Origin of the sequence: Rosenbergiella metrosideri (assembly GCF_022602565.1) — a bacterium.
Classification (GTDB): Bacteria; Pseudomonadota; Gammaproteobacteria; order Enterobacterales; family Enterobacteriaceae; genus Rosenbergiella; species Rosenbergiella metrosideri.
This window is the reverse complement of sequence record NZ_JALBCV010000001.1, coordinates 199,442-220,648: the sequence shown is the minus strand read 5'-3', so window position 1 is coordinate 220,648 and position 21,207 is coordinate 199,442. Positions and strand designations below refer to the sequence as shown.

Sequence of the window (21,207 nt, the reverse complement as noted above, 5' to 3'; positions counted from 1 at the left end):
AATGAGAGATATTTGCATTACTATTGTCGGCATTTTGTAAGTTTAGTGACAATAACAAATCATAACCTAATGAAAAACGGATACTTTATGCCTCTTACTTCCCCTACAGGTCGACAAAAACGCCTTGCGCAGGCTATTTCGTTAAGCCTTTTGCCCTTAACCTATAGTGTTTTCGCGGCCACCTCACCCAACACCCTGGTGGTGACGGCTACGCCAGCAGCCACCGATAATGCTAATGGCCAACACCTCATTCCGGCTTTTCTCGATGGTAACATTGCCAACGGCGGACGCTTGGGCGCGTTGGGGGAACAGAAGGCGCTGGATGTACCGTTTAACGTGGTTGGGTATACCGCTAAACTCATCGAGCATCAGCAAGCGAGAAATCTTGCGGATGTGATGAAAAACGATGCCTCGGTACAGAACGTCAGAGGATACGGTAACTTTTCTCAAGGCTTTCGTATCCGTGGCTTTGATCTGTCAGCGGACGATATTGCTTTGGGGGGCCTCTATGGAATTTTACCGCGCCAAATTTTGCCTCTCGAAGCCGTCGAGCGCGTGGAGGTGATTAAAGGCTCCAGCGCCTTCCTCAATGGCGTGCCTGCCGCAGGCAGTGGTGTAGGTGGAAACGTTAATATTGAGCCTAAACGGGCGGGTTCAGAGCCGACTCAGCGTGTTAGCGTCGATTACACTGGTCGAGGCCAAGCCGGAGTCAGTGCCGATGTCGGACGCCGTTTCGGTGATAACGATCAATTTGGGGTAAGGGCTAACGTTGTCCATCGTGAAGGCGAAACCGAGATCCACAAAGAACGTGACCGTACCACGGGTGCCTTCTTAGGATTGGACTATCATGGCGACAAGCTAGAAAGCTCATTAGACATGGGTTATGTCAAATCCACCATCCACCATGGCCGCGTGGGTATTCGCCTTAACACCTTGAATAACGTTATCACGCTACCCAGCGTGCCAAGCGTACCTGGTAATCGAACCAACTACAGCTCAGCGTGGAACTATGCGGATTTAGAAAGCCGTTATGTGATGATGAAAAACGATTATCATCTTAACGATAAGTGGGTCGTGTATAGCGCGATTGGCAGCAGTCATAATAATGAATGGTCGGCAAGCGGTGCGCCATTAGTAAGCGATATGGCAGGACGTTCAACGGTAACCCGTTTAACGACACATTATAAGTCAGATACCACCAGTGGAATGATCGGCCTACGGGGTAAAGTCGATACTGGTCCAGTTAGCCATCAACTGAATATGAATTATTCAGGGATCTATAATCGCAGTGCCAGCGCCTATACGATGTCGAGCGCGCAGAATTTCGGCACGATCTACGATCCCCGTCCACAGTCCTCTCCAGCTACGACCTTTTCTGATGGTAATATGGCTAACCCCCATATCCGCAGCAAAAATATCAATAATGGTGTCGCGTTATCCGATACTTTAGGGTTTTGGCAGGATCGCCTGCTGGTTACCGCTGGCGCGCGTTACCAACATATCGATGTAAAAAATTACAGCTATCAAGGCGTAGAAGATAAGAGTGCCGCATTGAAAGCTCACCGATGGTCGCCGGTCTATGGCGTGGTGTTTAAAGCCACGGACTGGTTATCACTGTATGCTAACCATATTGAGGGGCTACAGGCGTCAGGCACAGCACCTTCATCAACCGCTAACTCGGGTTACATTGTCGGGCTCGGACGTACCCGCCAAAACGAAGTCGGTGTTAAGGTTGAAAAGGGCCGTTATGGCGGGAATATTGCGCTATTTGATATGCGTCGTCAGGTCGGCTTAACCGGCAGTGATAACGTGTATCGTCTAGCAGGTGAACAGCGCAACCAAGGTGTAGAGGTGAATGTCTTTGGTGAGCCGGTGTTAGGTTGGCGTGTCAATGCAGGTTCTACTTGGCTACGTCCTAAAATGTCCAATGCCAATGGCTATGAAAATAAACGCTGGGTAAGTTATGATGGCAAGGATGCGGTGGGCGTGCCGCGCAACCAATGGACTTTAGGTACCGAGTGGGATATTCCACGGGTCGAGGGGTTAATGGTGCAGGCAAATTTACTCCATACCAGTCGCCAATATGTTAACAGCGCGAATACCCTACGAATCCCAAGCTGGACGCGCCTTGATATGGGCGTGCAATATCAAATGCCGATCCAGTCGTCTACGGTCAGTGCGATCACATGGCGGGCTGGAGTGGAAAACGTCACCAACGAAAAATATTGGGATACCGTCGGGACTAATAATGGTTATTTGACACAGGGTGATCCCCGTACTTACAAACTCTCTATGAGCCTTGATTTTTAAGGCATCGCCACTCGGGAGGTAACTCCCGAGTACTAACATAAGCTAATTATGCAACTACTGAAAACCATTCTCCGCCAGCACACGCTGGCTTTCAGCGCCATCATCTTACTGAACTTATTGAGTGCCGGATTAGGAATCGCGATTATCTCATGGATCAATCATGGGCTATTGGCCGAACACTCTTTGGCATTAGGAATCAGCAAAATGCTGGGCCTACTCATCTTATTATTGGTGACGACCCTTGGTGCGCAGTGGAGCCTCACCACCCTGGGTCACCAATTTATCTGGCGTAAACGTTCGTCGATGGTCTGGCAGATGATGAATACTCCGATTGCCACGCTTGAAGCGAAGGGCGAGGGGGAATTACTCGCGCTATTGGGGCCTGATATTCGTAATATTACCTTAGCGTTCGTCAGGTTACCTGAATTGATCCAAGGTATTGTTCTGGCCCTCGTTGCGATCGGCTATCTGGGCTATCTATCGATTCCGGTGTTACTGATTACGATAGGTTGGTTAGTCGTCACCTTTACGCTAGGTTATAAGATGGTCAGTAAGGTATACCAGCACATTGCGAAAGTCAGGCATCATGAAAGCGATTTACAATCCTCATTTCAGGTCGTGATCCAAGGCAGAAAAGAGCTAGCATTAAACCCGGCACGGGCTAAACACTTCTATGAAAGCCACTATCAGACCGCGGCGTTGGGGTATAAGCAAAATATCATTAAGGCCGACAGTTACCATCTTTCCGCGATTAACTGGTCAAATATTATGATGCTTGGGTTAATTGGCGTAATATTTTTACTTGCCGAGACACAAGGATGGGTCTCGATGGCGGTAGCCTCCTCTTTCTCCTTAACGATTCTCTTTATGCGCACCCCGCTATTACAGGCTATTGGCGCCTACCCGACCTTACTGTCCGGTGAGTTAGCCTTTAAGAAAATCAATGAACTGCTGCCAGCGAAGCCTCCAGCGCAACTGGATGAAAGCCATAAAGTAATAGAAAACTGGCAACAATTGCACTGGGACAATATGACGTGGCAATACCCAGATAATGGATTTCAAGTGGGGCCGCTGTCGATGACTGTCAACCGCGGCGAGACTCTGTTTATTATTGGAGCCAACGGCTCGGGAAAATCGACATTAAGTTTATTACTGACTGGGCTTTATCCCATGGCACAGGGACATGCCTATTGTGACGATCAGGTAATTGACAGTAAAAGTTTACTGTCGCTGTTTTCGGTGGTGTTTACCAAACCCTATCTCTTCGACACTGTCTTTATTGAGCCGAGTGAAAGCGACCATGCCTTAGCCGCGGAGTGGTTGGCACGCCTGCAGCTTACGAATAAAATCACGATCAATAATCATCAGCTCAGCACCTTGTCATTGTCGGCGGGGCAGAGTAAACGCGTCGCGCTGCTGCTTGCCATGGCGGAGAAACGCGATATCCTATTCCTTGACGAATGGGCCGCAGAACAAGATCCGCAGTTCAGACGCTATTTCTATCGCGAATTACTCCCTTGGTTGAAGCAACTTGGGAAAACATTACTAATTATTAGCCATGACGATGACTATTTCGATGTCGCCGATCGTGTCTATGCTATGCAACAAGGTCACCTGCGTTTATTAAGCGCAGAAGAGAGTCGCCAGGCTGCTCGCGCAGTGGTCTCGCAATCTTAATAAAGGATTTTTAATGAAAAAATTAGTCATTCTGTTACACGGTTATGGTAGTGACGGCAACGATTTAAAAGGGCTGGGCGAATTCTGGGCAGGCTCCTTACCCGGACTACGCTATGCCTCGCCCAATGCGCCACAACTTTGCGAAGCGGGCATGGGCTATCAGTGGTTTAGTCTGGCGGATACTACCCCAGAAAATCTGCAACAACGCTTGAACGATGCACGTCGAGCCGTTGATCAGATCCTTAATACCATCATGCAACAGCATGATATCGATGCCGCTCAGGATCAGATTGTATTGGTGGGTTTTTCACAAGGGACGATGATTGCACTCGATATCTTGTTACGCAGCCAGTATAACGTTATCGGCTTAGTTGGGTTTTCTGGGCGGTTAATTGAAGCGCCCACCCAAGTACCCACCACCTCGGCTGAGGTCTTATTAGTGCATGGTGAAGCGGATGAGGTCGTACCGGCCCAAGAGACACTTAATGCGCAAGTCACACTCAATCAACACGGTATTTCCTGCCAAGTGATAATCGAACCAGAGCTGGTGCATACCATTTCTGCTGCGGGGGTGGAAGCTGCGACACAATTCTTAATCGAGCGTTTCGGTTGGGAAGATGAGGACGAAGAAGAAGATATGTAATGAGAGTCGCCCCAAGTCATGGAAGAAACGACCTGGGGCGTAGGATTATTCGAAACAGGTCTCAGGGTTTTCCGCGAGGCTCACAAAATGCTCACCATGTTTGTCCAACGCATGAATTTGTCCGGTTTCAATATCATAGACCCAGCCATGAAGATTAATCTTTTTGTTTCGTAATGCAACGGCGACTGAAGGGTGCGTTTTGATGTTATTTAGCTGAGCGATCACGTTTTCACGGACCATCGCGTTCAGTTTATCTTCAGGCGATGAATACTCATGCTTTTCCACGACCGCTTTTGCGGCATCAGCATACCGTAGCCAGTGCTCAACGGCAGGCATGGTATCTAAGCAGGCACAGCTGGCAATCGCTGACATGGCGCCACAATTTGAGTGACCACAAATGATAATATCAGTGACGCCAAGTGCCATCACTGCATATTCGATAGTAGCTGAAACGCCACCCGGTTCAGGTCCGAAAGAGGGAACAATATTACCAGCATTACGAATAACGAATAACTGCCCAGGTTCCTGTTGGGTGACCAACTCAGGAACTAAGCGGCTATCAGAACAGGAAATGAAAAGCGCTTTCGGTTTCTGACTTGAAGCAAGACTACGAAAAAGTTCTTCTCTTTCAGGATAAATGTCTTTCTGGAAATTCAAGAAGCCATCAATAATTGTTTTCATACTTATTCCACATAGGTGCAGGTATTAAGGAAAAACGAAACCCATTATCAGGATCCGCGTGCTTAACCACAAAAGTTTGTGTTAAAAAACAGAAAAAGCCAATCGGTCCGAAATATGCTCTAACACCGCCGTACCGGCTAATGAGTTACCAAACTGGTCAAGGGCAGGTGACCACACAGCAATACTCATTTTTCCTGGCACGATGGCAACAATCCCACCACCGACGCCTGATTTTGCAGGTAACCCTACTCGCCAGGCAAATTCACCCGCGGCATTATACATCCCGCTTGTCATCATTAAGGCATTGATATGACTCACTTGTCTATGGTTAAGTTCCTGTCTAAACAAAACCTTACATAACTCCGGTGAGATCAGATAGCGGAAGCAGCGGGCCAGCTCTTCACAACTCATTGAGAGCGCACAGTAGTGAAAATAATTCTCCAAGACCGTATTTACATCATTATGAAAGTTATCGAAAGACTTCATTAACCATGCAATAGCGGCGTTGCGAGCTGAATGAGCAAGCTCTGAACTGGCGACCTGACGATCGTAATGAATATCTTCAACGCCACTTAGCCGGCGCACCAAGGTTAACATCTGCTGGCGTGGGGCCGATAAACGGCTTTGTAGCATATCGCAGACTACCAATGCCCCGGCATTGATAAAGGGGTTACGAGGAATACCCTGTTCCATTTCCAACTGGACTAACGAGTTAAAAGGTTGACCCGAGGGATCTTTCCCCACTCGCTGCCAAAGGTCATGTTCTGAATAACGAGTCATCGCTACGGTGAGCGAAAGGACTTTAGAGATTGATTGGATAGAGAAACGCTGTGAGGCATTACCTGCCGTTAATAGCTGGCCATCATGGGTGCAGACAGCGACCCCTAATTGGTTTGCCGGAACTTGAGCAAGTGCAGGGATATAGGAGGCAACCTGGCCTTGCCCCAATAGTGGACGCACCTCGTCAAGGATGGATTCAAGAAAAGCATTATCTAAACGCGGCACGACTCGCTCCCAACACAAATAAAAAAGGTGAGCATGATGCGATGCTCACTTAGTAATTGCAAGCTTAAATCATGGTGCGGCGCTGACTCGCCAAACTGGATTACTCACATCGTCGGCGATGATCAAAGCACCTTGATTATCAAGGGTTAACCCTATAGGGCCCCCGTAGATCGTTTTCTGATCGTCAGAGACAAAACCGTCCACCACTGTCTTAGGTTAACCCACGGGTTTGCCTTGAGAGAATTGCACATAAATGCCACGGTAACCATTGAGTGGCTTACGGTTCCAACTACCATGTTCGCTAATAAACAGGCCATCTTGGCCAAACCCAGGTAAGTGACTCCCTTGTGCAAACTGTAACCTAAGCGGCGCAACATGAGAGCTGAGGGCGTCATCTGGGGCCACTGCGCTGTCAACCTTATCGGGAGCAGGGGGCTGGACTCTGCGATCAAATTAAGCCTACTGGCTCCTTTGACCCAAAAGATCTCTTGCGTCACAAAATAGATAATATCAAAGCAAACCCCGCGACAAAGGCACCATAAGCCGCGGGATCGAGAAGATTAACCAGAAAAATTGCTAACCGCGAGGGTGAGCGAAGTTGAGTCACAGGAGGCATAGCAGGCTCCTAAACGTCAAAGAGAGTCTATTGAGCATGGCTAAAATTTTACAAACTCCCCCCCTTTAACAAAGTTATAATTTTAGGGCTTTCAAATGGGCCTACTTCGCCGGTATCACCTCATCAACCATTGACATAAATGCTTTCTCAACCGGAGAGGCGGAGTAACGGTGCCAGACTAAATAGATATCGCAAGAGGAGAGCGTATCCAGTGGATAGCAATAAAGGCCTTTCACTTCATCATTATTTTCGATGAAACTGCGCGGCATCACGGTAAAGCCAAGTTTTTGACGAATTGCCCCTAGAATCAGTGAGTAAGACTCTATATCACATTGCTGACGCGCTTCCAGTTGTTGTACGGCAAGCCAATCCTCGATAAGAACATGATAAAAGCAGTGCTCACCGAAGGTATAGAGCGTCAATTGCGAAACGTGCTCGATAAAAGACTCTAAGCTTGCACAATGGGTGACTAAGCATAAGCTTTCAGGGCCGAATAGTCGGCTTTCCAGTACTGGGTGTTCAACCGGACCATCGACAACCACCATATCCACTTCCCCTGCCAGTAAACGGTCCATTAAGGGTAGGGAAGAGTGACTAGATAGTGACACTGTCACGTCAGGGTATTGCTGCATAAAGCCTATCATTATCTGTTGCAAGCGGCTGTTCAAGGCAACATCTAATGCACCGAGGCGTAAATGACCCTTTAAGGATTCGGGTTTAAAAAAGTGAAGGCACTCATCGCTTTGCTTGAGTAACTGCTGGGCTTGAGGGTAAAATGCCCGACCTTCTGGGGTGAGGGTTAACCGCTGTTTATCCCGATTTACTAGCGCGACGCCTAGACTCTCTTCTAATTCACGGATACGCGTTGAGATATTAGATGGGACGCAGTGCATTTTTTTCGCAGCTTGTACCACACTCCCTGTTTCGACCAATGCGCAGAAAATGCGCAATTGGGGCAGTTTCAGCAACATATCGACTCTCCTACTTGTACATTGACAACAGTGTGTGCCAAATCGGTATCGTAATGAAAGAGAGTAAAATAGCATATCCTTGAATAGCATTGGCCAAAACAGGTTGTAAACCCGCACGTTCTGCCATGATCGCCGCCGCGATCATCGGTGCCATAGCGCCTTCAATCACTGTGACCTGTTGCGTGAGAGACGAGGCACCGCTCACGACGGCAAACGCCCAAACGACTAGCGGTGCGGCGACTAATTTCCAGACCACTCCCGTAATCAGCGGCGAAACCCCACCACGTGGTGGCCGTAGGGCAATTTGTAATCCAACGCAGAACAGGGCTAAAGGCGTTAACGTTGCGCCTATCTGACTGAATGGGATCTGGAGAAATTCTGGTAAACCGCCGAAGGGTTTAATCGCCAGACTGAGACAGAGCGCAATAAAAGGTGGAAAGGTAACCACTTTCTGCGTAATCATTTTAACTGTGGGGGTTTGACCAGAACAAAGCGCCATCACCATCACGCCAAAGGTGGAGAGAATGATAAAACTGCCTACTTGATCGGCGATAACCGCAACTTGCAGCCCGGCGGCACCATAGTAACTCTGCACGATGGGATAGCCCATGAAAGAGGTATTACCTATCCCTGCGACTAACGCTACAACACCCGTCACCGCACGCGGCCAAGACAATATTTTGCCTATTATGACAGCTACCGCTAACGCCCCGAGAAAAACACACCACATGCCTGCTACAGGTACTAGGGATTCGCGATTTATGGTGGTATGCGGGATAAGCGTTAAGATGAGACAGGGAAGGGCGACGGTGATAAGCCACCAGTTGATTGAGGGTACTAATTGTTCTGGATAGGACAAGTAGCGGCGTGCTGCGATGCCCATTATTAGGCAGATAATGAGTAAAGGATTCATGGTAAGGACCGAACGGGATGAGAGATAACCGGTGCCGCAGCACCGGTAAAAGGCTTATGACTTATAGTTGAGGTACACTGTTTTTTGCTTCACGTAGAGTTGATAACCGTGTTCGCCATCATCACCGCCGATGCCTGATAATTTCCAACCGGCGTGGAAGCCGTTGACCTCTTCAGGGCCGTAGCGGTTAATATAGACTTCACCATATTCAAGCGCGTCGCTGAGTTGCATAGCCGCGTGCAGATCGCGGGTATACAGGTAAGAGCTCAATCCGTATTCACAATCGTTCGCCAGGGCAATCACTTCATCCAAGGTATCGAAGACCACGACAGGAAGAATCGGACCAAAGGCCTCTTCTTTCAGGATGGTCGCATCCGCTGGAAGATCGGTCACGATCGTCGGAGCAACCCAGTTACCCTCTTTGAACTTAGCGTCGGTAGGCACCTTTCCTTGCCAGAAAATCTTCCCACCTTCTTTTTGGCTTTTCGCTAACAGCTCATCCACGTGAGATTTCTCTGCTGCAGAGACCTTAGGACCCATAGTGGTTTTAGACGCCATCGGATCACCTACTACAACTTTATCTGCCGCTTTTTTCAAAGCTTTCATAAAGGTGTCATAAACATCGCGTTGAACGTAAGTGCGTTCATTACAGATACACACTTGCCCACAGTTAGCCATACGTGCATCGATAGCATCCTGAGCGGCTTTTTCGATATCGGCATCGGCCAGTACGATAAAGGGCGCTTTACCCCCCAATTCAAGGGAGACAGGAATCACTTTTTCTGCGGCGTTCTTAGCAATAATTTTACCCGCGCGAGTGGATCCGGTCATAGTCACCAGTTGTACATCAGGATGTTTAACTAATGCGTCACCGACCTTGCTGCCTTCCCCGCAAAGAACGTTGATCACGCCATCTGGAATGCCAGCGGCCTTACTCAGTGTCGCGAGAGCTAATGAACAAAGTGGGGTATTTTCACTCGGTTTGACAACAATAGTATTACCCGCGACTAACGCTGGAGCGGTTTTACGTGCGAAAATCGCCAGTGGAAAGTTCCATGGAATGATGGCAGCGACCACGCCTAGCGGCGCTTCTTTAGTAATGGCCTGTTGTTGTGGATGGTTTGACGCCAAGACATGTCCGGTACGTTTCCACCCAAAACCAGCGTAGTAGCGCAGCATTGTCATCGCCATTTCCACTTCGCCAATCGACTCACTGAGCGGTTTACCTTGCTCAGTCGTCAGCAGTGTAGCAAGGGTTTTTTTATGTTTTTCAATTTGCTGTGCGAAAGCTTGCAGGTACTCTGCGCGTTGTGGTTGTGGCAGGGCAGCCCACTGTTTTTGCGCATTTTTAGCTGCAGTAACCGCCTGATTTGCCTCTGTTTTACTTCCCATTGCGACCTTAGCGATGGTTTCACCGGTAGCAGGGTTCAGTACAACATCCGTAGTCTTACACTCCCTCCATTGGTTATTAATAAAGTGAGCGGCATTTTCAGGCAGTAATTTTTTAAAATCGGTAGACATAACTTCTCCTATAGAGTCCGTCAACATTAGGCATCAAGGGGAGTCGGTTGTAGAATCTCGATCCAATAACCATCGGGATCTTTAATAAAAGCGATATGTTTCATACGGCCATCGCTAAGACGTTTTTGAAACGATACATTCAAGGCTTCAAAGCGTTCGCAGGCTTCGCGGACATCTGGCACAGAGATACAAATATGGCCAAATCCTTGCGGCTCATCATTACCGTTGTGATAATGGAAGTCTGACTGAGTTTCGGTACCGTGGTTGTAGGTCAGCTCCAATACGCCCGTTTGGCTAAGCACCCACTCTTTACGCGCTTCGTCGTCATCGGGGATGGCGGAAAGTGGCGCACGTATCAGGTAGACGATAGTAAAGGCTGCATCATTATTGACTTGTTCGCAGACCGGAACGAAACCTAAAACATTGCAGTAAAAATCGACTGAGTCCTGGAGGTTTTTGACCCTGATCATCGTGTGATTAAAGTGATAACCAGCCGACTCAGCACTTCGCGTACGGTCAAAAGAAAATTTTTCTAGTAGTGTCGCTAACGCCATAATGACTCCTTAAGTAAGGCTGTGAAAATCTACTGACTCAAAGCTTAGGACAGGATTTCGTTTTACGAAAGTGACAGTTTTTGAGAAAAGACATTCACTATTTGTGAAATGACAAATATTGCCTTTCAAGGATTCTGTGCCACACTTTTGTTAGATTACATCGATAAGGAGCACATAATGTCTCGTTTTACAGATAAAGTGGTGGTAGTTACTGGCGCAGGATCTGGTATGGGTGCCGCAACAGCGAAGGCCTTTGTAAACGAGGGTGCGAGAGTCGTGCTAGTCGGCCGAACAGACGAGAAATTAAAAAAAGTTGCGGCAGAGCTGCCCGCCGCGCAGGTACTTATAGCCCCCACCGATATCGCAGACCCACATGCGGTCACCGCATTAGCCGCCCATGTCGAGCAGAAGTGGGGACATGTCGATATACTGGTCAATAACGCTGGCGTAGTGGTGCAAGGGTTAGCCCATGAACTGTCGGTGGACGATTGGGATAAGCAGATGGGCACTAATTTAAATGGTGTATTCTATATGGTACGCGCCTTCGTCCCCGGCATCTTAAAGCAGAAAGGAAATATCGTTAACATCTCATCGGTATCCGGACTCGGGGGCGATTGGGGAATGAGCTTCTATAATGCTTCGAAAGGGGCGATCAGCAACTTTACGCGCTCACTGGCGATGGACTATGGCCAGCATGGCGTCAGAGTTAACGCAGTATGCCCCGGCATGACAGAAACCGAGATGACCGCTGGGATCACCTCAGAACCTCAAGCCTTGGATAAGTTTAAGGACCGTACGCCGCTGCAGCGCCCCGGACAATCCGAAGATATTGCGCATGCAGTGCTCTTCTTAGCCAGTGATCAGGCCAGTTATATTACTGGGGTTAACTTACCTGTTGACGGCGGCATTCACGCCTCGAACGGTCAACCTCGCCAAGCCTAACTATTCTCGCATACTGGCTAGCAGTTTTTGGGTGTTATAACGAAACGCCGCTAAGTAGCTGCCAGCAGGGCCTTGTTGTGTAGACAGGGCCTCCGGGTACAGCTCACCACCAGGCGTTGCTCCGCTGGCCTGAGCAATTTGAGTGACTAATCGAGGATCAGTCTGATTCTCAGTAAAGTAGTGCTTAATATGCCGCTGTTTCAGTTCCTTGATTAAGCTACCCACCTGCTGGGCAGAAGCTTCCGATTCTGTCGATAAGCCTAACGGGGCACTAAACGTGACACCGTAACGCTTGCCGTAATACCCAAAGGCATCATGACTGGTTAGTACGATACGTTTCGTCTGCGGAATCGTTTGATACTGCTTAACGGCCCAGCTATCAAGTGCATGCATCTTCTCAAGGTAGTCTGCACCGCGTTGCGCATACTGCCGAGCGTGGGCAGGATCAGCTTTCTCAAGCGCCTGCATAATATTTCTTGCATAGACTGCGCCGTTTGCGAGGCTATTCCACGCGTGAGGGTCGACGACCGTTTTCCCCTCTTCCTGCATCCTGTTCTGATTAATGCCTTGTGAGGCGACAGTCAGTTGGCCCCGATAACCGGAGGCGGTGACTAAGCGATCCATCCAACCCTCCAAACCTAAGCCATTGATGACCACCACTTGCGCTTTTGCCAATGCGCGGCTGTCTTGTGCAGTAGGTTCAAAACTGTGCGGATCACCGTTAGGGCCGACCAGACTTTTTACTTCAACATCCGCGCCACCTATCTGTTTCGCCATATCGGCGAGCACGGTAAAGCTGGCAACAACGTGCAATGGGGCAGCGAAAGTAAGAGGACTCGCAAGGCATAATGCTGTAGCTAAGGGTAAAAGTTTCAATGTAAGGCTCCTGAACGATGACGGTAAAAATGGGCCAAGCCGCCATTAGCGCGCCCGGCAAAACATGAGAAAAGAAAAATTACCGCGCTACACAGCACCACGGCAGGCCCTGCGGGCAAAGCGCTATACCACGAGAGTAATAAGCCTAGAACCGATGATAAGAGGGCAATTATTACAGCTATCACCAACGTTGGTAATAAACGTTGGGCCCAAAAACGGGCACTGATCGCCGGTACCATCATCAGTCCCACCGACATCAGGGTGCCGAGGATTTGAAAACCTGATACTAAATTGAGTACCACTAGAAAGAGAAAGAGGGCATGCAATGACACGGCGAGTCCTTTACGACGCACCCGTAAAAAGTCACCATCAAAGGTATCGATCACCAGTGGACGATAGATGATCACCAGCACCGCCAACGAGCAGAGGGAAATGATTGCAGTGAAACATAATGCTTGATAACTGACCGCAAGTAATGAACCAAAAAGGATATTTAATAAGTCCATTCCTGAGCCCTTAACCGAAATTAAGGTGATACCCAGCGCTAACGCCCCCATATAGAGCCCAGAAAAACTTGCATCCTCTTTAAGTAAGGTGGTGCGGCTAATTAGCCCAGAGAGCAGTGCGACAATGAGACCCGCCAAGAGACCGCCAATACCCATCGCTAAGGTAGACATTCCAAAAAACAGGTAACCTACCGCGGCACCCGGCAATACGGCATGGGAGAGCGCATCCCCCGCTAATGACAAACGGCGTAGAGAGAGTAGGACCCCTAGCGGGGTGGCGCTGAGTGATAGACAGATGCAGCTTAATAATGCATGGCGCATAAAATCGAATTCAATAAAGGGGTGGAATACATTCATTAACTGACTCGATATAGCGAAGGAGTGGAAACGGTTGGATTCACCCACTGTGCGGAGTCAGGGGTCAAGACCAGTTGACGGGTAAAATAACGGCTAACTAATTGTTCGTCATGCAGAACTACGAGGATAGTCTTCCCTTGTTCGCTGGCCTGAGCCACAAGCTCCATTAACCGAGCCATCGTCGGCTCATCAACACCGGTAAAAGGTTCGTCTAATAACCAGATATCGCTATCTTCTACCCACATTCTGGCGAAAAGAGTACGTTGTAGCTGACCGCCAGAGAGCTGGTTAAGTGGGGTATTCAGCTGATCGCTCATCCCTGTAAGGGTTAACGCTTCATCGATCCGTACCTTGACCGCATGGGGTAAGCGACCATACCAGGTGCGTTGTGACCAACCGCCCATGCAGACAATATCCTTGACGGTAAGCGGAAAGGTGCGATCGAGGCTCTGTTGCTGGGGCAGTAATGCAATATTTGCCGAGTCGCACTGGTAACGGCCACCACAGGCAGGCAGAAGTCCCGCTAGGGTTTTGAGCAATGTCGATTTGCCGCAGCCGTTATCGCCGGTGAGGGCGGTCAGACTTCCTTTCGGCAGTGAGCCTGTAATCGCCGGAGTAATACTTCGCCCGGCGTAACCTGCATAAAGATGGGTAAACTGGATCATTCGCGCACTCTTTAAATGTAATAATATAACATTACATGAAAGTGAGGCGATTGCGTAGCGCTGAGTGTAAAGAAATGTTACGACAGGGGCCTCACACTCAGTCACCAATTTAAAAATAACGTGACCAGAAGTAGTTTGGTGATGATAAGCAGTCAGCCTATCCCTAAAGCCATCAACGCGGGAAAATATCGCACACTGGGCTGGAGAGTACGAAAGTCGCTGTCGTCTGTGAGTCCCACCGTAGAGGGTTTAAGGCACTGTAGCCCATATCTTTACGCTGGAAATTTCGCAAGATCTTTCGATTTCATACCAGCCCGCCATCAGTTAAGCTAATGGCACAATAATAAAGGATCAGCGTTAGGGCGGTTAGCGCTTATCCTTCAGCGATTTTTAAGTGTTAGGAACCCGTGATGATCGTTCGTCCCCCACAACATTGGTTTGTTCGGCTTTTCACCTGGCATGGTTCGGTCATGCCACAGATTCTTTTTCGTTTATTGCTTAATCTCGGTATGTCACTTATTGCGTTAGCACTCTATCCCTGGTTTAGTCAGTACAGCGCTCATCTAACCTTACCGCCTTTTAGCCTGTTAGGTATTGCCATCGCTATCTTCCTGGGATTTCGTAACAACGCCAGTTACAGCCGTTATCTGGAGGCCAGAAAAATCTGGGGTTCCATGATGATTACGAGTCGTAGTCTGATCCGTCAAACACTCTGTGCCGTAAATGAGGGGCAAAGCCCAAAATTAGCCGCGAACTTACTGATTGCCTATGCCTGGACTCTTAAGCACAGCTTACGTGGTACCTCAGCACGTCAGGATTTATCCCGCTTGATCGATCCTCTCGAGGCAGAAGCGCTGCTTACACGACAGTCGATGGCAAATATGCTGCTATTAAAGATAGGGAAGTTCTATGCAGACCTTCTGCGTCAAGGTAAGCTCTCCGAGCTCAATTACCGCAACATTGATGAGAACCTTAATGAGCTTTCACGCTGTTTAGGGGGCTGTGAACGTATTGCTAACACGCCGGTGCCTTTTGCTTACTCCCTGATTCTGCAACGTACCGTCTATCTATTTTGTACGTTGTTGCCTTTAGCGCTGGTTGCCGACTTGCATTGGCTCACGCCTTTTGTCTCGGTATTTATTTCCTATACCTTTTTATCCTGGGATGCGGTAGCGGAAGAGATGGAGCATCCCTTCGGCGAGGGGGCGAATAACTTGGCGCTCGATGCCATATGTACGGGTATCGAGCGTAATCTTTTAGAAATGACCGACCAATCACCCCTCCCGCCGTTAAAACAGGTCGACCGGTATTATAATCTCACCTAAGTTGCGCGTGACGTTGTCACGCTCTCTAGCCATTGAATAAGGTGATCAGTGAAGGGGGAAGGGTCAGTCACATTCATGGCATGACCGCCGTAGTGCAACGCAATGTAACAGCTATTGACCAAGCCTTTTGCCAGCTGCTGCGAACACATCCAAGGCACCAGCAAATCATCTTTTGTGCAGATAATTAAGCAAGGCTGAGTAATCTGTCCCAAGCTTTCCGTGAGATCTACCGCCATCAACGCTTTGAGACGCCGTAGTAGATTATGCTCGCCTTGGAAATGTTGCCGCTGAAAGACTTCTTCCTCGGCTATCTGCTGTTCATGCTGGGCAAGCCAATCAGCGGGGTAAAGAAAACAGGGTTGGGCCTGAAGATAGGCCTCCTCGCTAATCGATAAGAGATTACGCCGTACCGCGAAACAGCGTCGAGTATGCGTGTTGAGCACAGCCCAGCCATTGACGACGACTAGACTCTGTACACGCTGCGGATACCGCTCGGCTAGGACCAAGCCAATTATCCCACCTAGGGCATGACCGACGAAGTGACAGGATGCAATGGCCAAATGGTCGAGCAACTGCACAACCTCTTGCGCCATCATTACCATGCTGTACTCATCGGGCAGTTGTGCAGGACTGCCGCCGGTACCTCGCTGATCATAAACCACCACACGATAATGTCGCTCAAGGCTAGCACGTTGCGGCTGCCAATAACTGGCGACACCGCCTAAGCCTGATGAGAGCACTACCGTTGCGACCTCAGGTCCTTCTCGGCCCGATACACGATAAGCGAGGGGAAAGGTCATGATTCGCCTCCCTTGTCCCGTGTCGGTGGACCGATATGCGCGATACTGGCAATTTCAATCAATGCCTCAGGCTTGACTAAGCCACATTGAATACAGTAGCGCGCGGGCCGATCCGCTGGAAAGTATTCGGCATAGACTTGGTTAACGGCGGCATAATTCGCCCAATCTGTAATAAAAATGGAATTGAAGGTGATATCCGACAGAGTGCCGCCTGCCGTTTCTATCACCTGTTTAATGATGTCTAAGACATGGCGAGTTTGCGCTGCCGCGTCGCCGGGATGTACCACATTATTTTCGCTATCGAAAGGTAAAGTGCCCGAGACATACACCACCCCGTCGGCGAGCGTACCCGGTACAAAAGGGGCTATCGGCTTGCTGCTATTCGCTAAATGAATCGTCTGTTTAGGCATAAAGTCTCTCCTAAGCCGACTGTTTCAGCGGTTGAGTGCAAGCACTCGCTGCCTGACAGAATGCGTCGACATCCGATATCCAGCCGAAAAAAGTTTCAATATTATAGAGCGCTGCTTGCTGGGTATAAGCTGGCCCAGCTTGGTGCGTAGCGTCTTCCAAGACCACACTAAAATATTCGAGGAAAAAACTATCTCTTAGCGTCGATTCCACGCACACATTGGTGGCTATCCCCGTAAAGATCAGGTGATGGATGCCAGCGCTACGTAATAAGCTATCGAGCTGAGTGTTAAAGAACCCGCTATAACGCGGTTTACTTAACACAATATCGCCGGGTTGTGGCGTTAGTTCATCAACCAGAGCGTAGTCCCAGCCGCCTTTTGACAGGAGCTTGCCTTGCAGATCGGGTTGCTGACGCATCGTTTTGAGGGCATTGGATTTATGAAAGTTTGGCGAGCCGGGGCCGCCAGCTTCCAGATAGTGGGGGTCCCAGCCATTTTGGAAGAAGATCACCTTAATTCCTGCGGCGCGTGCCGCCTTAACCGCCTGTTTGATGTTGGCAATCACAGGTCCAGTATGGCTAACATCGAAACCAGCCAAATCTAAATAACCGCCTTGGCTCGCGTAGGCGTTCTGCATATCAATAACGATTAGTGCCGTCTGTTCACAGGGCATGGCCAGCTGCTCAGGCCGGGCGTTGAGTAATAGCTCATTGTCACAGACCCTGTTATCACGGCGAACAGCTGTGGGGATAGAAGATGTCATTTAAGCGACCTCGCGACTGGCGGTTGAAAGGAGGTGTTGACGGGTAGTCATTAGCGGTTGGATAAATTCGCCAAACTTCTCGATACCGGTCACAAAATCATCGAAAGTTAATAACACGCCTCCGGTACCTGGAACAGTGGCAATTTCATCGAGCATTGTGGCGATCTGTGTATAGGAGCCGACCAAGGTCCCCATATTGATATTCACCGCAGATGTGGGGTCCGCCATTTGATGCACATTGGTGGTCGCATCGGCGCGTTGATCTTGCCGCGTTTGGTCAGTTAGCCAGCTAAGTGCGGCTTGGTCCGCGCCAGCCTTGTAGTGCTCCCACTTCTCACGGGCTAAGGCTTCGCTCTCTTCGGCAATTATCATAAATAAAACAAAAGAAGGGACATCGCGCTGCGCTTGTTGTGCAGCCGCGCTCATTCGTTGAGCCGTCTGACTGAAGGCACATGGGGTATTCACGCCCTTGCCAAAACAGAAGTTATAGTCGGCATGGTGCGCAGAAAAATTCAGGCCCGCATCGCTTTGTCCCGCACAGATAATCTCCATCCTTGATTCAGGTTGAGGGCTTACTCGGCAGTCATCCATTATGAAGAATTGCCCTTTATAATCGCTGCGGCCAGTGGACCAGAGGTCACGTAACACTGAGACATATTCGGTTAAGTAGGCATAGCGTTGACTGAAGTATTCGTCACCTGGCCAGAGTCCCATCTGGGCATATTCCGGCTTTTGCCACCCGGTCACCACATTTACCCCGAAGCGCCCGGGTGCGATAGAGTCGATAGTAGCCGCCATTCTGGCGACAATGGCTGGAGGCATGACTAAGGTTGCTGCCGTCGCATAAAGTTTTATCCGTTCCGTTACCGCCGCCAGTCCGGCCATAAGGGTAAAAGATTCGAGATTATGGTCCCAAAATTCGGTTTTACCGCCAAATCCTCGCAACTTAATCATCGATAATGCAAAATCGAAATGGTAGTGCTCAGCCCGTTGAACGATCATTTTATTCAACTCGAAGGTCGGTTTATATTGCGGAGCATTTTCTGAGATAAGCCAACCATTATTGCCGATGGGAATAAAGACACCAATTTTCATCTTTGCCACCTCTCTCAAACTAGTCAATGGAGCACGGAGTGTTGGACGATCCGCTAAGCGGTCCCGTATACAGGAATTTGCAAACAGGGTGCCAACTTTAAAAAAGCCTTATTGATGAGAGAGTTAATCCTTTATACTGCTATGCACTAGAGCAAATGGTCTAAAGTAGACCGTTTGGTGCACAATCGTTGAACAGTAATAGGCAAGGGCGGTGCAGTCAGTTGATTATCTAAGAGGAGAGTGTCAGTGAGTGAAACTAAGGCCAGTTCTTCGCGACGTTCACGCGTCGCCAATCAAAAACGCCGGACCATTCTCTCTGCGGCATTGCCGCTATTCTCACAATTCGGGCTGCATGGCACCTCGTTGGAACGGGTGGCAGAAAGCGCCGATGTGTCAAAAACGAATCTTCTCTACTATTTCCCCTCGAAAGAAGCACTCTATATTGCACTACTGGAAGATTTATTAGAGGTGTGGCTGGCGCCGTTAAAAGCCTTTTCGGCGGAGCAGGATGCGATAACCGCCATTGAGCATTATATTCTACTAAAGTTGACCGTATCGCGGGACCACCCGCAAGCCTCAAAACTGTTTTGCTTAGAAATGTTACAGGGGGCGCCATTACTTATGCACACCCTTAACACCGCATTAAAACAGCTCGTCGATGAGAAATCGGCAATTATTCAGGGCTGGATAGATGCTGGACAACTTGCCCCGATCAATCCGCTGCATTTACTCTTTACCTTATGGGCAACAACGCAGCATTATGCTGACTTTGGCGTGCAGGTTGCCGCCATCAGCGGTAAAAGCCTCGATGATAAGGCCTTTTTCCAACAAACCTTCGATAATGTCAAAAAGATCATTATTCGAGGTATCACTTGTTAATTAAGCCGCAAAACGGCGTGTTCCGATAAACGCAATACGTTCTGGGTCTGCATGGTTTGCAATTAACGGTTTGCCAGGATCTAAATCGCGAACCCGTGATAGAGGGGCTTGAACAGGTACCGGCTTCTACCCACTCGATGATCATTTTCACGAGTAATTGCGGTTGTTAGAAGGGGGATTAAATGCCTCGATGCAGCGAATGCCTTTAAGGTGCTTTGCGGAATCTCTTCCGATGCGGTTAGCGGGACCTGACGCCCGCCCTTAAACGGCTTGCCTCGCACTTGACGGCTGTGGGGACAATCAACCTTGTTACTGCCGCGCGTTAAACAGGGAGAACTCGACTTAGCCCTGATTTCTCGTGAAAGCCCCAATGCCATTTGCCCTTTATGAACCAACCTGCTTAGCAAGGCGCAGTACAATCAACACATTTGGCCTGCAAGGACGCAGGTATAAAGTGGTCTACCTAAACCTATTATGGATATCTTGAGGACTTAACAAACAATAGTGCCATTCACTGAAAAATTATACTTTTTACGATCGTGAACATTCTATGCTTTATAGGGTCAATTACAGCATTCCAATACTAAAAATATAAATGATATAGCTTGGTAACATAAAAAATGTCCATTTTGCAAAAGTTAGCCTATAGTTTTTTCGACTACAGCACGCAGCCATTGATTGCCGATACTATTCAAACCGTAGTGTTACACATTCCGGATCAAATCGGAGATGCCATGGCGACTTATCCCCTAATCAGGTCATTAGAAAAGCAGCAGGTTGCGCATCTCATTATCATCGCTTCGACCCTTAATCATCATGTATTTGAGGCACTCACTCTTACAAATACTCGCTTAACGGTGATGACGACGTCATTTCAAGATGTCGCTCGCTATCAAGAGATTAAGGCATTAGCCAAATTAATTCGCGCTGAACATGGGGTTCCCGATCTCTGTATTGAAGCTATGCGTAAAAAGAATCTCAAGACCCTATTGTTTGTAAAAACGCTGCGGGCAAGGGCGAATTTACAAGCGGTAGGACTTAAGATGCGTTGTTTCTCTCCTTCTTGTCGTGTGGCATCGCGCATGGATCAAAAATTTCGCGCACCAGTACCAATGACATGGTCTATCCTCATGCGTGATGCAGGGTTTCCTGTTGTGAACGCTGGTTTCGAGCTGCCGATCCCTGAAGTGACGTTGCAAGAGGTCGCGTCAGAGCTCAATTCACTCGGGCCTTATATCGCACTAAACCTTGAAGGGAGCGTGGCAGAGCGCACCTTTTCACCGGAGGCAGCCGACCAGTTGCTGACCCTTATTCAACAGGTCAGCCCATTACCCATCGTAATTGTGCATAGTCCGAAAATGAGTGAGCAAGCAAAAAAACGCGTAGCCGAATGGCATAATGTCCATCGATTATCGCTTGAACCTTCCATCCTTCGCACCGCCGCGGTAGTACGGAATGCGGTTCTGACGATTTCTCCCGACACGTCCATTGTCCATATGGCCAGTGCTTACCAAGTTCCCGTTCTTGCCGTCTACTCTAATTTCAAAACACGCTGGCCACCGATGCAGACCCTAGCTGAAACGGTGGTGGTGGGGAGAGAAATTAGTGCGTTTCATGCGGGGGAGTTTAGCGATAAACTGCAACGACTCATCACGCGAATCGCTCCATGATTTCTACTGTTCTACTCTGTTGGACAAA

At 48.9% G+C, this 21,207-nt stretch carries 22 protein-coding genes; 7 read left to right on the top strand and 15 right to left on the bottom strand.

Translation table 11 applies throughout. From position 1 onward, the window contains the following. Positions 1–87: 87 nt before the first annotated feature. Genes MKR94_RS01060 through MKR94_RS01050 form a run of 3 tightly spaced genes read left to right on the top strand, consistent with a single transcriptional unit; the run spans position 88 to position 4,630 of the window. Positions 88–2,310: a TonB-dependent receptor gene (locus tag MKR94_RS01060; protein WP_241645065.1), complete on the top strand. Its 2,223-nt coding sequence runs from the start codon at positions 88–90 to the stop codon at positions 2,308–2,310. Between the two features lie 48 nt (positions 2,311–2,358). Next, the gene (locus MKR94_RS01055) at positions 2,359–3,987 is read left to right on the top strand and encodes a multidrug ABC transporter permease/ATP-binding protein (protein ID WP_241645064.1); all 1,629 of its coding nucleotides are present in this window, start codon (positions 2,359–2,361) and stop codon (positions 3,985–3,987) included. A 13-nt stretch (positions 3,988–4,000) separates the two neighbouring features. Beyond that, complete coding sequence (locus MKR94_RS01050; protein ID WP_241645063.1) at positions 4,001–4,630, top strand: alpha/beta hydrolase; 630 nt, start codon at positions 4,001–4,003, stop codon at positions 4,628–4,630. 45 nt (positions 4,631–4,675) lie between these two features. Here the strand turns inward: MKR94_RS01050 and MKR94_RS01045 are convergent, their stop codons facing one another. From MKR94_RS01045 to gloA, 8 genes are all read right to left on the bottom strand, one after another. Beyond that, a complete protein-coding gene (locus MKR94_RS01045; protein WP_241645062.1) occupies positions 4,676–5,311 on the bottom strand; it encodes a carbonic anhydrase in 636 nt (211 codons plus the stop codon). 81 nt (positions 5,312–5,392) lie between these two features. Further along, positions 5,393–6,316, bottom strand: a complete 924-nt coding sequence (gene glsB / locus MKR94_RS01040; protein ID WP_422047481.1) for a glutaminase B — start codon at positions 6,314–6,316, stop codon at positions 5,393–5,395. A gap of 216 nt (positions 6,317–6,532) precedes the next feature. Next, complete coding sequence (locus tag MKR94_RS01035; RefSeq protein WP_241645060.1) at positions 6,533–6,721, bottom strand: hypothetical protein; 189 nt, start codon at positions 6,719–6,721, stop codon at positions 6,533–6,535. A gap of 88 nt (positions 6,722–6,809) precedes the next feature. Then, on the bottom strand, positions 6,810–6,932 hold the full coding sequence (locus MKR94_RS16930; protein WP_277755563.1) for a hypothetical protein: 123 nt from the start codon (positions 6,930–6,932) through the stop codon (positions 6,810–6,812). Positions 6,933–7,033: 101 nt separating this feature from the next. Beyond that, complete coding sequence (locus tag MKR94_RS01030) at positions 7,034–7,903, bottom strand: LysR family transcriptional regulator (RefSeq protein WP_241645059.1); 870 nt, start codon at positions 7,901–7,903, stop codon at positions 7,034–7,036. A gap of 10 nt (positions 7,904–7,913) precedes the next feature. Continuing rightward, positions 7,914–8,816: an AEC family transporter gene (locus MKR94_RS01025; protein ID WP_241645058.1), complete on the bottom strand. Its 903-nt coding sequence runs from the start codon at positions 8,814–8,816 to the stop codon at positions 7,914–7,916. A 54-nt stretch (positions 8,817–8,870) separates the two neighbouring features. Then, complete coding sequence (locus tag MKR94_RS01020) at positions 8,871–10,337, bottom strand: aldehyde dehydrogenase family protein (protein ID WP_241645057.1); 1,467 nt, start codon at positions 10,335–10,337, stop codon at positions 8,871–8,873. A 26-nt stretch (positions 10,338–10,363) separates the two neighbouring features. Continuing rightward, the gene (gene gloA / locus MKR94_RS01015) at positions 10,364–10,891 is read right to left on the bottom strand and encodes a lactoylglutathione lyase (RefSeq protein WP_241645056.1); all 528 of its coding nucleotides are present in this window, start codon (positions 10,889–10,891) and stop codon (positions 10,364–10,366) included. 177 nt (positions 10,892–11,068) lie between these two features. Here gloA and budC point away from each other — a divergent pair, with 177 nt between their 5' ends. Beyond that, a complete protein-coding gene (gene budC / locus MKR94_RS01010) occupies positions 11,069–11,833 on the top strand; it encodes a meso-2,3-butanediol dehydrogenase (protein ID WP_241645055.1) in 765 nt (254 codons plus the stop codon). Here budC and MKR94_RS01005 read toward each other — a convergent pair whose 3' ends face one another. Genes MKR94_RS01005 through MKR94_RS00995 form a run of 3 tightly spaced genes read right to left on the bottom strand, consistent with a single transcriptional unit; the run spans position 11,834 to position 14,237 of the window. Beyond that, entirely contained in the window at positions 11,834–12,709 is an 876-nt protein-coding gene (locus tag MKR94_RS01005) for a metal ABC transporter substrate-binding protein (protein ID WP_241645054.1), read from the bottom strand. It lies immediately after the preceding gene. Further along, positions 12,706–13,572 (bottom strand): metal ABC transporter permease, encoded by an 867-nt coding sequence (locus MKR94_RS01000; RefSeq protein ID WP_241645053.1) that lies wholly within the window; start codon positions 13,570–13,572, stop codon positions 12,706–12,708. Before MKR94_RS01000 ends, MKR94_RS01005 begins: the two co-directional genes overlap by 4 nt. Further along, the gene (locus MKR94_RS00995) at positions 13,572–14,237 is read right to left on the bottom strand and encodes a metal ABC transporter ATP-binding protein (RefSeq protein ID WP_241645052.1); all 666 of its coding nucleotides are present in this window, start codon (positions 14,235–14,237) and stop codon (positions 13,572–13,574) included. The genes MKR94_RS01000 and MKR94_RS00995 overlap by 1 nt, the downstream gene beginning before the upstream one ends. Before the next feature lie 410 nt (positions 14,238–14,647). Between MKR94_RS00995 and MKR94_RS00990 the strand changes: the two genes are divergently transcribed. Next, positions 14,648–15,562 (top strand): bestrophin family protein, encoded by a 915-nt coding sequence (locus tag MKR94_RS00990; protein ID WP_241645051.1) that lies wholly within the window; start codon positions 14,648–14,650, stop codon positions 15,560–15,562. Here MKR94_RS00990 and rutD read toward each other — a convergent pair. Genes rutD through rutA form a run of 4 tightly spaced genes read right to left on the bottom strand, consistent with a single transcriptional unit; the run spans position 15,559 to position 18,630 of the window. Further along, a complete protein-coding gene (rutD, locus tag MKR94_RS00985) occupies positions 15,559–16,362 on the bottom strand; it encodes a pyrimidine utilization protein D (protein ID WP_241645050.1) in 804 nt (267 codons plus the stop codon). The two genes, MKR94_RS00990 and rutD, sit on opposite strands and share 4 nt — an antisense overlap. Next, positions 16,359–16,772: a pyrimidine utilization protein C gene (gene rutC, locus MKR94_RS00980; protein ID WP_241645049.1), complete on the bottom strand. Its 414-nt coding sequence runs from the start codon at positions 16,770–16,772 to the stop codon at positions 16,359–16,361. The genes rutD and rutC overlap by 4 nt, the downstream gene beginning before the upstream one ends. Positions 16,773–16,782: 10 nt before the next feature. Beyond that, positions 16,783–17,535 (bottom strand): pyrimidine utilization protein B, encoded by a 753-nt coding sequence (gene rutB / locus MKR94_RS00975; protein WP_277755562.1) that lies wholly within the window; start codon positions 17,533–17,535, stop codon positions 16,783–16,785. Next, positions 17,536–18,630, bottom strand: coding sequence for a pyrimidine utilization protein A (gene rutA / locus MKR94_RS00970; protein ID WP_241645048.1), 1,095 nt, complete (start codon positions 18,628–18,630; stop codon positions 17,536–17,538). It abuts the gene before it with no gap. A gap of 246 nt (positions 18,631–18,876) precedes the next feature. On the opposite strand from rutA, the gene rutR reads away from it, so the two are divergent. Beyond that, positions 18,877–19,509 (top strand): HTH-type transcriptional regulator RutR, encoded by a 633-nt coding sequence (gene rutR / locus MKR94_RS00965; protein WP_241645047.1) that lies wholly within the window; start codon positions 18,877–18,879, stop codon positions 19,507–19,509. Between the two features lie 620 nt (positions 19,510–20,129). Further along, positions 20,130–21,179 (top strand): glycosyltransferase family 9 protein, encoded by a 1,050-nt coding sequence (locus tag MKR94_RS00960; protein ID WP_241645046.1) that lies wholly within the window; start codon positions 20,130–20,132, stop codon positions 21,177–21,179. The last annotated feature ends 28 nt before the right edge of the window (positions 21,180–21,207 follow it).

What these genes read in the sequence shown, in the direction of transcription:
- MKR94_RS00960 (WP_241645046.1), top strand. Translation starts at nt 20,130, where the DNA reads ATGTCCATTTTGCAAAAGTTAGCCTATAGTTTTTTCGACTACAGCACG.
- gloA (WP_241645056.1), bottom strand. Translation starts at nt 10,891, where the DNA reads ATGGCGTTAGCGACACTACTAGAAAAATTTTCTTTTGACCGTACGCGA.
- MKR94_RS01050 (WP_241645063.1), top strand. Translation starts at nt 4,001, where the DNA reads ATGAAAAAATTAGTCATTCTGTTACACGGTTATGGTAGTGACGGCAAC.
- rutD (WP_241645050.1), bottom strand. Translation starts at nt 16,362, where the DNA reads ATGACCTTTCCCCTCGCTTATCGTGTATCGGGCCGAGAAGGACCTGAG.
- MKR94_RS01060 (WP_241645065.1), top strand. Translation starts at nt 88, where the DNA reads ATGCCTCTTACTTCCCCTACAGGTCGACAAAAACGCCTTGCGCAGGCT.
- budC (WP_241645055.1), top strand. Translation starts at nt 11,069, where the DNA reads ATGTCTCGTTTTACAGATAAAGTGGTGGTAGTTACTGGCGCAGGATCT.
- rutC (WP_241645049.1), bottom strand. Translation starts at nt 16,772, where the DNA reads ATGCCTAAACAGACGATTCATTTAGCGAATAGCAGCAAGCCGATAGCC.
- rutB (WP_277755562.1), bottom strand. Translation starts at nt 17,535, where the DNA reads ATGACATCTTCTATCCCCACAGCTGTTCGCCGTGATAACAGGGTCTGT.
- MKR94_RS00995 (WP_241645052.1), bottom strand. Translation starts at nt 14,237, where the DNA reads ATGATCCAGTTTACCCATCTTTATGCAGGTTACGCCGGGCGAAGTATT.
- MKR94_RS00990 (WP_241645051.1), top strand. Translation starts at nt 14,648, where the DNA reads ATGATCGTTCGTCCCCCACAACATTGGTTTGTTCGGCTTTTCACCTGG.
- rutA (WP_241645048.1), bottom strand. Translation starts at nt 18,630, where the DNA reads ATGAAAATTGGTGTCTTTATTCCCATCGGCAATAATGGTTGGCTTATC.
- MKR94_RS16930 (WP_277755563.1), bottom strand. Translation starts at nt 6,932, where the DNA reads ATGCCTCCTGTGACTCAACTTCGCTCACCCTCGCGGTTAGCAATTTTT.
- MKR94_RS01000 (WP_241645053.1), bottom strand. Translation starts at nt 13,572, where the DNA reads ATGAATGTATTCCACCCCTTTATTGAATTCGATTTTATGCGCCATGCA.
- MKR94_RS01045 (WP_241645062.1), bottom strand. Translation starts at nt 5,311, where the DNA reads ATGAAAACAATTATTGATGGCTTCTTGAATTTCCAGAAAGACATTTAT.
- MKR94_RS01030 (WP_241645059.1), bottom strand. Translation starts at nt 7,903, where the DNA reads ATGTTGCTGAAACTGCCCCAATTGCGCATTTTCTGCGCATTGGTCGAA.
- MKR94_RS01055 (WP_241645064.1), top strand. Translation starts at nt 2,359, where the DNA reads ATGCAACTACTGAAAACCATTCTCCGCCAGCACACGCTGGCTTTCAGC.
- MKR94_RS01020 (WP_241645057.1), bottom strand. Translation starts at nt 10,337, where the DNA reads ATGTCTACCGATTTTAAAAAATTACTGCCTGAAAATGCCGCTCACTTT.
- MKR94_RS01025 (WP_241645058.1), bottom strand. Translation starts at nt 8,816, where the DNA reads ATGAATCCTTTACTCATTATCTGCCTAATAATGGGCATCGCAGCACGC.